General features: G+C 70.9%; 4 protein-coding genes and 1 tRNA gene. All 5 read right to left on the bottom strand.

What is annotated here, in order from left to right; translation table 11 throughout:
* Positions 1-16 precede the first annotated feature (16 nt).
* Entirely contained in the window at positions 17-10,606 is a 10,590-nt protein-coding gene (locus ACYVOK_RS20580; protein WP_460664098.1) for an amino acid adenylation domain-containing protein, read from the bottom strand.
* A 425-nt stretch (positions 10,607-11,031) separates the two neighbouring features.
* The gene (locus ACYVOK_RS20585; RefSeq protein ID WP_460664099.1) at positions 11,032-11,925 is read right to left on the bottom strand and encodes an NAD(P)-dependent oxidoreductase; all 894 of its coding nucleotides are present in this window, start codon (positions 11,923-11,925) and stop codon (positions 11,032-11,034) included.
* Positions 11,926-12,054: 129 nt separating this feature from the next.
* A tRNA-Val gene (locus ACYVOK_RS20590) sits at positions 12,055-12,126 on the bottom strand.
* 21 nt (positions 12,127-12,147) lie between these two features.
* Positions 12,148-12,615: a peroxiredoxin gene (locus ACYVOK_RS20595; protein WP_460664100.1), complete on the bottom strand. Its 468-nt coding sequence runs from the start codon at positions 12,613-12,615 to the stop codon at positions 12,148-12,150.
* A gap of 7 nt (positions 12,616-12,622) precedes the next feature.
* The gene (locus ACYVOK_RS20600; protein WP_460664101.1) at positions 12,623-13,069 is read right to left on the bottom strand and encodes a DUF3052 domain-containing protein; all 447 of its coding nucleotides are present in this window, start codon (positions 13,067-13,069) and stop codon (positions 12,623-12,625) included.
* Positions 13,070-13,124: the final 55 nt, after the last annotated feature.

Below are 13,124 nucleotides of genomic sequence, written 5' to 3' on the forward strand. Positions count from 1 at the left end.
GTCTACGTCGTACCGGTCAAGGCTTGAGCCACTCGGGTTCGGGCAGGCGGGCGCGGTCGAGGCGGCCGTTGTCGTCGAGCGGGAGTTCCTCGATCGGGATCAGGTCGGCCGGGACCAGGTAGATCGGCAACTCCTTGCCGAGGTCAAGCATCAGCCGGGCCAGTACGGCGGGATCGCTGTCCTCGAGGACGACGTACCCGATCAGGCACGTGTCACCGGCCGGATCCGTGCAGGCGACCACCACCGCGTCGACCACACCCGGCTGGTCGGCCAGGACATGCTCGGTCTCGCCCGGCTCGACCCGGTGACCGCGAATCTTCACCTGGTCGTCGGCGCGGCCGAGGTACTCCAGCGTCCCGTCCACACGCCAGCGGCCGAGGTCGCGGGTGCGGTACAACCGTCCGCCCGGGTGCCCCGGATCCGGCACGAACGCCCGCTCGGTCTCCTCCGGCCGCCCGAGGTAGCCCTGGGCAACGGCCGCACCGCCGAGGTGGATCTCGCCGACCGCCCCGACCGGCACCGGCCGGAGCGCCTGGTCCAGCAGGCGTACGACGACGCCCTCGACCGGACGGCCGATCGACGGCCGGTCCTCGGCCGGGTCGACCTCGTGGATCGTGGTGACGATCGACGCCTCGACCGGTCCGTACTCGTTGAACAACCGGCAGTCCGGGTGCGCCTCGAGGAAGTCGCGCACCTTGTGCGTCAGCACCATCGCCTCGCCGCCGGCGACGATCTCCCGCAGCGCGGGCAGTTCCGGCAGCCGGCGCATGGTGGCGAGCAGCGCCGTCAACGGGCTGAACGCCATGAACAGCCGCTCGACGTCGTGGTCCCGCAGCGCCGCGATCACCGCGTCCGGGTCGTACCGGTCGTCCTCGCCGATCAACACCAGCGCGGCACCCGACGCCAGCGCGGTGAACATCTCCTGCACGTGGACGTCGAACCCGAACGACGTCCACTGCAACGTCCGGAGCGAGCGGCGGGTGGCCAGATAGTGCCGGATCAGGTTGACCGGGCCGCGGTGCGGAACGAGCACACCCTTCGGGTTGCCGGTCGAGCCCGACGTGTAGATGCAGTAGGCGATGTCATCGGCCGCGGACCGCACCGGCGGCGCCTGCTGAGACCGCGGATCGCCGTCCACCGCCGCGACCGGGACCAGCCGCAGCCCGAGCCGATCGGCCAGGGCCGCGTCGTCACCGACCAGCGCGACCGCGGACGAGTCCTCGACCATGAACGACCAGCGCGACTCCGGCACGCCGGGGTCCAGCGGCAGGTAGGCCGCTCCGGACTTCAGCACGGCGAGCACGGCGACGACGAGTTCGGTGCCCCGGGCAACACGTACGGCGACCAGTTGGCCCGGCTTCACGCCGAGGTCGACGAGTTGCCAGGCGACCGCGTTGGACCGGCGGTCGAGTTCGGCGTACGTGAGCTCGCGCTTTCCTTGGATCAGGGCGATCGCGTCGGGGGTCCGGGCGACCTGCTGCTCGAAGAGGGTGTGCAGTCCGCTGAGCTCACCGGCCACCACCGCGTTCCGCCGTACCCGGCCGATCGGACCGATCGAACCGGTCGGGTCGATGTCGCCCTCGAGCTCGCGCAACGCCTCCAGGTCGGACTCGATCGGCAGCATCAGGTCCGGGATGCGCAGATGCGGCTGGGTGGTGGCGCGACGCAGTACCGCTTCCAGGTAGGCGAGCAGGCGGTCGATCGTGCGCTGGTCGAACATGTCGGTGCGGTAGTCCGCCGTACAGGTGATGCCGGCGCCGTGGTGCGTGAGCCGGAGCCGTACGTCGAGGTGCTCCGGCAACTCCTCGTCGCCGTCCTCGAACTCCACCAGCACCTGGAACAGTGGGTCGCGCTCCAGTACGGCGAGGTCCGTGCCGGCGTGGTCGAACGCGCCGGTCGTGACGTCGCGGACCCGGTGCGCGAGCTCGCCGAGGTCGGGTTCGCCGGAGAGGTCGATGCGGATCGGCACCGCGCGCTGAGGCGCCGTCGAGGTGTCGCCCTGCGGGCGGATCAGCCGGGTCCCGATGGTCACATCGTCCTGCGCCGCGAACCGGCCGAGCACGGTCCCGACCGCGGCCAGCATCACCATCAGCGGACTGACGCGCCGCTCCCGGCTGTACGCGAAAACCGCGTCGCCGAGCTCGACCGCAAACTCCTGCCTGACCGAAGCAACCCCCGGCTCACCCCCCGGCCGGTCCCCGGGCAAAACCAAAGGCTCCGCCCCGGCCAAAGCCAAGTCCCAATACTCGAAGTCCCGCCGCCGCAACTCCTTCTCACCCTCGACCCCCTCACCTTCGTCCTGCACCGCGGCGGTGGGCGCCTGCGGGGTCGCGGCGGTGGGCTCGTCGACTGGAGTCTCGGGGTTGGGCTCCGCCAACGAGTCGGCGTCGGGCTGTTGAGCGGCTTCCGGGCCGTCCGTGTCCGCGTCGGCGGGCGGCTCAGCGACGGGCGCCGGCTCGGCAGTGGGTGCCGGCTCGGCACTACCCCCCGGCTCATCGGCAGCCGAGGCGCCATCATCAGCGGCCACACCGGGACCAGCGGTGGATTCGTTGAGGATCGCCAGTTGTTCGCGCATCAGCTTGGTGACTCCGTCGACCAGCTGGCTCGCGACGCGCAACTGCTGCGACATGAGCGCAGCCATGCCCGACCCCGGCAGCTTCGCCTCACTCGTCGCGGCCGCCGCCTCGTCGACCTTCGCGGCCAGCTCGGCCAGCTCGGACCCAAGCACCGCCAACGCAGTACGCGGGTCACGAGCCTCAGCCACATCATCCTCGGCGACCAACACCTCCACGGAATCGGTGCCATCGGCAACTTCCTCGACAACACCTTCAACCCCAGCAGGCACTTCCGCCCGCTCGGTGCCCTCGGCAACCTCAGCCTCGCCAGGTTTCGCGGTCTGGACAGCCACCGCCGTCGCCAGCTTGTGCGGCGTCGAGTACGTCGTGAAGAGATCGTCCGGCGTGAGCTCAACACCGAACCGCCAGTTGATCTGCTCGATCACCGGAGCCATCGACGCAGGACTCGCCCCGAGCTCGGCGAACGTGTGGTCGACCGTCAGGTCGTACGGGTCCAGCGACAGTTCCTCACAGGTCAGATCGAGAACCGCATCGAGCGACTCCCGGTAGCGCTCGGCCGAAATCTCATCACCCGACAACGATCCCGCCTGGGCCAGGTAGTCCGCATCGACCTGATGCGTCTCGGCCGGCAACGCGAACGGCGACCGCTCCCCCGCCTCGGGCTCCGCCTCGTCGGACTTCACCGCCTCGGCCGGCTCCGGCTCGCTCGGCGGGTCCAGCGGGATCTTCTTCACCGCGGGACCAGTACCGCTCACCGGCTCGAACGCCGCCGCCTGCGCCCGCGCCGCCCGTTCGAACGCACTCAGCCGCCCCGCCGCCGTACCGGTATCCGCGCCGTCGGCAGGCATCGCCACGGCACTAGCCACTGCGGCGGAGGTGTCGATCGGGTGGTGCACCCGGCGGAACGGGTACGTCGGCAACGGCACGCGACCGCTGTCGCCGTACACCTTCGACCAGGCGATCTCGGTGCCCTGCTGGTACAGCTCGGCCAGCCCGTTCATCGTCGCCAGCACCGGATCCTGTCCGAGCCGCTGCGCCGGAATCCACGTGCTGTTCGGCGCGATCCGCCTGCCGGCCGGACTCAGGACCGCATCCGGCCCGAGCTCCAGGAACCGCCGGCACCCGGCCGCCGTCACCGCCTCGACCGCGTCACCGAAGAGAACCGGCTGCCGCAACTGCCCGACCAGGTAGTCACCGTCCAGCACAGTCCCGGACTCGAGCAGGTCACCGGACCAGCTCGACACCATCGGCGTCCGCAGCGGCTTCAGCGTGATGTCACGGACGATCGCAGCGAAGTCCGCGAGGATCGGGTCCACCAGCGAACTGTGGAACGCCCGGTCGACGTCCAGCCGCTGCCACGCGACCTCCAACCGGTCCAGCTGCGCGGCCAACTGCCCGACGATCACCTCGGAGCCAGTCAGCACGAACGACTGCGGACCGTTGCCTGCGGCAATCTCCACACCCGGCGTCTGGGCCAGCTCACGGACCCGCTCAGCATCCGCCCGTACGGCGACCATCGCGCCCGGCACCGTCCCACGCTGCATGAGTTCGCCACGCTTGGCCGTCAGACGTACGCCGTCCGGCAGCGACAACGCTCCTGCCACGCACAGAGCGGCGTACTCCCCGACACTGTGGCCGACGACCAGTGCGGGCTGCACTCCAAACGACTGCCACAACCGCGCCAACGCCAGCTCGAACGCGAACAGAGCAGGCTGCGCAGTCTCCGTCGGCCAGACACCCTCAGACGAACCAGCTGGGGTCAGCAACAGCCCAAGCAGGCTGCCACCGGTCTCCTCGGCGTACACGCGGTCGCACTCGTCCAGAACCGACCGGAACACCGGGAAGCGTGCTGCAAGCCCAGCAGCCATGCCACGCCGTGCAGCGCCCTGTCCGGTGAACGCGTAGCCCAGTGGGCCTGGTCCACCGCGTGGGACCTCGGACGCCTGGGCTGTGGCGAGTGCATCGACCAGCTCGGCCTCTGACGAGCCTGCGACAGCGACGCGGTGACGGTACGCCGGTCGGCCGAGTGCCGCCGTACCAGCGAGGTCGATGAGGCGGTGGCCGGTGCCGTGACCCAGGTCCGTGCGGTACAGCTCCACCAGGTCGGCCAGGGCGTCCAGGTCGGGTGCGGACAGGGGCAGTACGACGGGTCCGTCGTCGCCACGGCGGACCTGCCGGGGCGCCTCCTCGAGAATCACGTGCGCATTGGTGCCGCCGGCATCGAGTGCGCTGACGCCGGCGCGCAACGTCGTACCTGCCTCCCAGTCGCGCACCTTGGTGCCGACCACGAACGGACTGCCGTCGAGCGCGAGCTGCGGATTCGGCTCTGTGTAGTTGATCGTCGGGACCAGCGTCCGGTGCTGCAGCATCAGGATGGTCTTGATCAGCCCGGCCATCCCCGCGGCGCTGTCCAGGTGGCCGATGTTCGGTTTGACCGAACCGATCGTGCAGAACCCGACCTTGTCGGTGTGCCGGCGCAGCGCCGTCGTCAGCGCCTGCACCTCGGCCGAGTCGGCGCCCGCACTGCCGATCCCGTTGGCCTCGATGTAGCTGAGCGAATCGGCCGTGAACCCGGCACGCTCGAGCGCGCGCTCGATCAGCTCGACCTGGTTGCCGGCCGGCGCGTCCTCCTCGTTACTGACCGCGGTGCCGCGGATCACGGCGTACACGGTGTCGCCGTCGGCCACGGCCTGGTCGAGTCGCTTGAGCAGTACGGCGGCCACTCCATTGCCACCCACGGTGCCGTCGGCCTCGGCGTCGAAGGCACGGATCCGGCCGCTCGGCGACAGGATCGACTCCGGGGACGGGTGGTAACCCGTTGCCTGCGGCACCTGTACGGCGGCCGCACCGGCGAGGGCGAGATCCGCGTCGCCGGAACGGAGTGCCTGACAGGCGAGGTGGACCGCGACGAGCGAGGACGACCAGGCGGACTGTACGCCGATGGCCGGGCCGGTCAGGCCGAGGCGGTACGCGACGCGGGTGGCGAGGGAGTCGCGGGACTGGTTCTGCTGGGTGTAGAGGTTCATGCCGGAGCCGGCGAAGACGCCGACGCGGCTGGTCGTACCGGCGTACCCGCCGTGCTCGAGCGCCTGGTAACAGACCTCGAGGAACAGGCGCTGCGCCGGATCCATCAACTCGGCCTCGCGATCGCTGAGCCCGAAGAACTTCGCGTCGAACGACTCCACGTGCTCGAGCGCCCCGTTCACCGCGACCAGGTCGTCGTCCGGGTGCCCGCCCGCTTGGCTCACTTCGTCCGGCGTGAACCGGCGGATGCTCTCCACCCCACCCACCAGGTTGTCCCAGAACTGCTCGAGCGTCTCCGCCCCCGGGAACCGCCCCGCCAACCCCACCACAGCCACCGGCTCAACACTCGCCGCCCTCCCCGCCCCCAAAACCTTCCCCTCACCCCGCACACCACCCCCAACCGCGGACCGGGAACTGCCCGCAGCCTCGGACTGGGTGCTGCCCGCAGCCTCGGACTGTGAACTGCCCGCGGGCCCGGACTGGGAGCTGCCCGCGGTCGGCTCGGCGTCCGAGACCCGGGCAACGTCACCCGTCGGTACGACGCTGGGCTCGGACTCACCCTCCGCGGCGACAGCTTCCGCCTCGGGTTCCGCAGCCGACTCAAGCTCGGCGGCCGGCAGGACGTCACCGGTGGCCTCGGCCGTGACCGATTCGGCGCCCGACTCTGCGGTCGACTCCGGGTCCGCGACCGGCTCAGCGTCAGCAGGAGCCTCCGCCTCGACCGGCCGCACTACCTCAGCCGCCGGGTGGGCGACCTCCCCGGCGGTGGGCTCAAACTCGCCTGTGGGTACGACGGTGGCCTCGGACTGAGCCTGCGTGGCGACAAGTTCTGTGTCGGGTTCCGCAGCCGACGCGACCTCGGTGATGGGGTCAGGGTCGCCGGTGGACCGAGGCTCCGCCTCGACCGAGGCGGATACGGCCTCCGACGCTGCGGTCGACTCGGCGTCCTCGGCTCGCTCGGCGTCAGCTACAGCCTCCGGCTCGACCGGCTGCGCAACCTCGGCCGCCGGCTCGGCGACCTCCTCGGAGGTGGACTCGGGCTCACCTGTAGTTGCGGCGGCCGGCTCGGCGTCGGACGCCCGGCGATCTTCACCCGTGGGTACGGCGTTGGGCTCGGGCTCGGGCTGCGTGGCGACAGCTTCTGCCTCGGGTTCCGACTCAAGCTCGGCGGCGGGCCGGAGCTCACCGGCGGACTCGGACTCAGCCTCGGCGGTGACGGTTTCGGCCTGCGGCGCCGTGGTCGACTCAGTCTCTGCGGCCAGCTCGGCGTCAGCGGCAACCTCCGACTCGGCTTCGGCCATGCGCTCGACGTCTGAACCACCAGCAACTTCGCCCGTCGGTACGGCGCTGGGACCGGACTCGGCCTCCGCGACAACAGCTTCTGCCTGGGATTCCGCAGCCAACTCAAGCTCGGCGCCAGGCCGGACGTCACCGCTGGACTCAGATGCAGCCTCGGCGGTGACGGTTTCGGCCTGCTCCGCCGTGGTCGACTCGGTCTCTTCGACTAGTTCCGCATCACCAGAAGCCTCGGGCTCGGCTTCGGCCGTGGCCTCGGCGTCGGAAGCCCCGGCAACTTCGCCCGTCGGTACGGCGCTGGGACCGGACTCGGCCTCCGCGACGACAACCTCTGCCTGGGGTTCCGCAGCCAACTCAAGCTCGGCGGCGGGCCGGACGTCACCGCTGGACTCAGATGCAGCCTCGGCGGTGACGGTTTCGGTCTGCTGCGCCGTGGTCGACTCGGTCTCTTCGACTAGGTCCGCATCAGCAGAAGCCTCGGGCTCGGCTTCGGCCGTGGGCTCGGCGTCGGAACCACCAGCAACTTCGCCCGTCGGTACGGCGCTGGGACCGGACTCGGCCCCCGCCGCAACAACTCCGACCTCTGGTTCCGGAGCGGCCTCGCTCTCGGCCCCAAGCTCAGCGTGAGGTTCGGCGGCTGGCTCGGTATGCGGTTCTGCGGCTGACTCGGAGACGAGCTCGGCGGCTTGCTCAGCTGGCCGCGCGGCCTCGGCCGTCGGGTCGGCGACCTGCTCGGTGAACTTGGCCTCACCGGTCGGTTCCGCTTCGGCGGCGGGCTCGAAGTCGAATGTGCCAGCAACTTCGCCCGGAGGTACGGCGCTGGGCTCGGACTCAGTCTCCGCCGCGACGGCTCCGGTTCCGGGCTGCGGAGGCGACTCTGTCTCTGCGGCCGGCTGCGCGTGGCCGGGAGCCTCCGGGTCGACCGGCTCAGCGATCTGCTGGGCGGTGGAGTCGGATTCGGGCCTCGCGGCGACGGGCTCGGTTTCGGGTTCCTCGCTTGGCTCGGCGTCCGGCGCGGTTTGCGGCTGGACCGGGTTTGTGACCTCGGCGGCTGGGGCGGCGTCGAGAGTGGTCTCGGGCCCGACCGGGTTTGCGACCTCGGCTGCTGCGCCAGCGTCCAGGGTGATCTCGGGCTCGACTGGCCGTGTGACCTCGGCGGCTGGGGCGGCGTCCGCGGCCGTCTCGGGAGCGACCGGGTTTGCGACCTCGGCGGCCGGGGTGGGGTCCGGTTCGGCTGGGTCTGCGGCGGCAGCGGTGGGGGTGTTGGGCACCACTCGGGTGAGGATGGTGGTGGCTTCGGGGTCGTCGGTGGGCTTGCGGGAGAAGGCGGTGCTGTTGAAGTACGCGTCCGACTCGTCGTCAACCTCGGGCTGAGCGTTCGCCGACGCGTCCTCGGACTCGGGCTGAGCGTTGGCCGACGCGTCCTCTTCCGGTTGCGGCGCGACGTGGGTTGGCGTGGCGGAGGCGGGCTCGGGCTGCGAGCGCGGTGCCGCCTGGAACTGCTCGTCGGTGGGCGGCTCGGCCTGGGGACGCGGGTCCGCCTGGAGCCGCTCGTCGGTGGACGGCTCGGGCTGGGGGCGCGGGTCCGACTGGAGCTGCTCGTCGGTGGACGGCTCGGGCTGGGGGCGCGGGTCCGACTGGAGCTGCTCGTCGGTGGACGGCTCGGCCTGGGGGCGCGGGTCCGACTGGAGCTGCTCGTCGGTGGGCGGCTTGGGCTCGGGGCGCGGCGTCTCGGGGTGAGGGGTGCCTAGGGTGGGGCGTTCGGGTGGGGTGGGGATGGATTGTTGGAGGGTGCGTTTCCAGGCTAGGCGGACGACTGGGAGTTCGGTGGTGCGTTCGGCGGGGTCTTCTTCGACGGAGATGAGGGTGTCGGCGGCGTCGGCGTACGGGCCTTCGCCGGACGGGCCGGAGTAGGAGCTGGCTCCGGCTGGTTCGACGTACGGGCTGGACGAGGTCTCGAGCGTGCCGTCGAGCCAGCGTTGGCGGAGCAGGGGGCGGAGGATCTTGCCGCCGGGGGTGGTCGGGAAGTCGCGCCGAGGTACGCCGACGACCTCGGCCGCGAGGCCGAGCCGGCCCTGGATCAGGCTGCGGATCGCCTGGTCCATGCCTGGGATCGACTCAGGGGTGAGCGCGTAGAACACCACCAGCCGGTCGGTGCCGGTCTCCGGATCGGCGACGCCGCAGGCGGCGACCAGACCGTGCTCGGCGCCGACGACGGACGACGCGACCGCCTCGATGTCGTGGGCGTAGTACAGCTTCCCCGCGATGATGATGCGTTCGCTGTCGCGACCGGTGATGACGACCTGCCCGCCGGTGATGAAGCCCTGGTCGCCGGTCGCGAGCCACTTGCGGGCCGGCCAGTTGCCGACCGGGAACGCGACCCGGTCCGCCTCCAGGTTGCCGAGGTACCCGGGCGTCACCCGGGCGGACGCGACCTGCAACTGCCCGATCCGGCCCTCCGGCAGGACCGCGCCGTTGGGCGCGACGATCCGTACGGTCGTCCCCGGAGCCGGCGCACCCACCGACACCAGGCTCAGTACGCCGGGCGCCTCGGCCCGCGTCTTGCCCGGCCGCGCCACCGCGACCTTGCCGCTCGACGGCCGCTGGTCGACCCACTCGACCACCCCCGTCGGCGGAATGCGGACGCGGTGCACGTTCGGCGTCAGCCCGGGCCGGGCGAACGTGATCCCGGTGACCGTCTCGGTCATCCCCCAGGCCGCGACGAAGGTCTCGGGTACGACGCCGAAACGGTTCGTCAGCCGGAGGAACTCGCTCATCACCGGCACGGTGATCTGCTCACCACCGCTGACCAGACTGCGCAACGCCGAGAGGTCCCAGTGCCGGTCCGGCTCGCCCGCGATGGCCTGGGTGACGAGGCGGTAGCCGAAGTTCGGCGACCAGGAGTGGTTGACCCGGTGCTGCTCCATCAGATCCAGCCAGCGCAGCGGGTTGGCCAGCACCCAGTCAGTGTTGACGTGGATGTTCGTGCAACCGGTGAACACGGGCAGAAGGTGGTAGAGCAGGAAGGCGCCGCTCTGGTCCAGCGGCAGCCAGTTCAGCGTGGTCTGTCCGGGCCGGACCGGCAGCATGGCCGGCGTACCGGCGGCGAACTCGACCAGGCCGCGATGCGTCAGCTGCACGATCTTCGGCGTCCCGGTGCTGGTCCCCGACGACATCATCAGTACGGCGACGTCGTCCGCGGCCGGGCGGTGGAACTCCGAGGTCGGTTCGTGGCCGGCCAGTGCGTCGGGGTCGAGCACGGGCAGGCCGAGGTCGTTGGGGAGGTCGGACGGGCGGCCGATCAGCACGGTCCAGCCGAGCAGATCGGTGACCTTGCGGAGCCGCTCGCGGCCCTCCTCGGTCCGGTCGCCGTCGCGACCCGGCGCCATCAGCAGCGGGCGGATGCCGCCCAGCGTGCAGGCCCAGAACGAGGCGAAGAACCCGATCGGCTCGGTGCAGTGCACGACCGCGGGATCTCCGGCGCGTACGCCGTTCGCCCGCAGGCCGGCCAGGATGCGGGCGGCGAGTTCGAGCAGGATCGGGAAGTCGAGTTTGGTCTCGCGGCCGTCAGGCCCGATCTCTACCACGCCGGCGCCGCCGAAGTCGCGGGCGGCCCGCAGCAACGCGCTGGGCAGGTCCCGCGGATACCCGGCCGGAATCATCAGGGCCGGTCCGGTGCTGATCGCCGGCCGGTCCACACCGCTCCTCACCACGCCGATGCCACCACCGGGGGCAGGGCCGGTACGACGTCGAGCGGGAGCGCGGACCGGCATGTCACCGGGACAGCGGTGGCCGGTTGGCGACCCACGGACACGCGCCTCCCCAACTGGACGGAGCCGGGCTCAGGGCAGACCCGCCTCGCTCTCACCGACAGAAGCCCCGTTGTTCCGCCGGCCGGAACAATGCCGTGACCGGGTGTTCCCGGTGCGTTATCGAGCCGACCGACAGCCGTGAACCCTACCAGCCGCGACCCGCCCGGGAGGAGTCCGATCCCGGCAGCCGATGGTTAAGAATTCCTGCTCCCACCGACACCGTTCACAACGAGTGGCACCGCCGCCGGGTACGGCGACGGCCGACACCGTCCGATCACCGGAATCGGCCCCCGCCACGACCCCGCCGTACGCTCCGGGCCCCCTCAGACCTCGGCCCGAGCGGGCTTCCTGAGCACCTCCACAAGCGCGGAGATGCTGTGCTCGCCGTGGCCGGCCGCAACGGCGCGCTCGAGCAGCTCGCGCAGTGGGCGCTGCCAGGTCACGTCGACAGCTGCCTCCTCGCCGAGTTCCTCGTCGTGCGCGGCTCCGGCGAGGAAGAGATTGACGCTCGACTCCGGTTCGGTGTAATCCCCGCTGTCGATCTCGCGCGCGAAGGTGCGCAGGACGGAGCCGATCATCTCCAGCCATTTGACGGTGTAGGGAACCAGCGTGCTCGCTTCCAGCCCGCGGGCCTGCACGGCCGCGGCGCCCTGGAAGAAGCCGACGAGGGCCGGGAGCAGGGTGCCGCCCACGGCCATCTCGTAGAGCGCGGCGAGGTCCGGTTCGTCGCCGAGGTGAACGGTGTCGCCGCCCAGCACCTTCAGGGTGGTTTCGAACTCGTCGAACACGGTCCGGTCGCCGCCGTAGTACAGGAGGGTGTCCGGGGCTCCGACCGCCGAAGGCACGTTCTTGACCGCCCCGCCGAGGAACCGGGCACCGTTGCGCTTGGCGAAATCCGCCGCCTTCCGGGCCCCGGCCGGCGATCCGCTGTTCAACGTGATCAGGGTGCGCCCCTCCAGGGCCGCCGCAGCCGGCGCCAGGGCCTCGATGGTGTCGTCGAACGTTGTCAGGCACGTGATGATCAGCGGGCTCGCTGCCACGGCGGCCTCGACGGTCTCCGCCTGCTTGCCACCCTTCGCGACGACCGGAGCGGCCTTCGCAGCCGTCCTGTTCCAGACGGTGGTCGGGTGTCCGGCGCCGATGAGTGCTTCGGCCAACGCCGTACCCATCGAACCCAGTCCGATGACGGTGACCGGGATGTTCTTGTTCTCAGGCATGGTCAGAGCCTGTAGCGGTGCCGCCGCCTCGACAAGTACCCACCTTCTTGTCAGGTACTGACAAGAAGTAAGTGACACAACCCTGGACATGCGACGAGCGAGGTCGCACGGACCTCGCTCGTGAAGGGGTGGGCGAAGAGGGGATCGAACCCCCGACATCTTCCTTGTAAGGGAAGCGCTCTACCGCTGAGCTATTCGCCCTGATCGAACGACCGGCGCAGTCTACCCGAGGTCGAGTCCCAGCTCCGCCAGGGCCGCCGCGTACTCGTCCGGGTCGCGGGCCTCCGGGACCGGGTTGACCACCGACCAGCGGATCACGCCGCCGCGGTCGACCACGAAGGTGCCGCGCAGCGCACAGCCGCGCTCGGAGTCGAAGACGCCGTACGCCGACGCGATCGCCCCGTGCGGCCAGAAGTCGCTGAGCAGACCGAACTCGAGTTTCTCCGCGTCCGCGTACGCCCGCAGCGTGAACATCGGGTCGCACGAGATCGCCAGGAACTCGGCCGCCGCCAGCAGGTCGGGCCGGTCCCGCAGCGTGGTCAGTTCGCTCGTGCACACCCTGCTGAAGGCGTACGGGTAGAACACCAGTACGACGTCCCGCCGGCCGTGGAAGTCGGCCAGCCGGACCTCTTCGCCGTACTGGTTCCGGGCGGTGAAGTCCGGTGCCCGGCTGCCGACGGCAGGGGTCACCGGACGGTCAGCCCCGGCCGCGCGCCGACTTGGGCACCACCAACTTGGTGGCCGACCAGTCGTCGGTCACGGTCAGGCTGCTCGTGGTGGCGAGCCCGGCCGTGGGTGCGGCCTCGGCGATCTCGCTGGCGTCGACGTACCCGTCGCGGCCGACCTTCGGGGTCAGCAGCCACACCACGCCGCCGGCCTTCAGGTCGGTCAGGATGTCGAACAGTGCGTCGACCAGGTCGCCGTCGTCCTCCCGGAACCAGAGCAGGACCGCGTCCACGACCTCGTCGGTGTCCTCGTCGACGAACTCCTCGCCGGTGATGTCCCGGATCGCGTCGCGGAGGTCGTCGTCACAGTCGTCGTCGTACCCGATCTCCTGCACGATCCAGCCCGGCTCCAGGCCGAGCCGGGTTGCCGTGTTCGGCACCCCGCTCTTGCCGTCCGCGTGGTCCGCGGTCGCGCTCACGTGTCCTCCTCCGTGGTCCCCGCTTGCCCGGGGGTAGGCGTCAGTAGCGATAGTC

The sequence above is a fragment of the Kribbella swartbergensis genome (assembly GCF_054784135.1).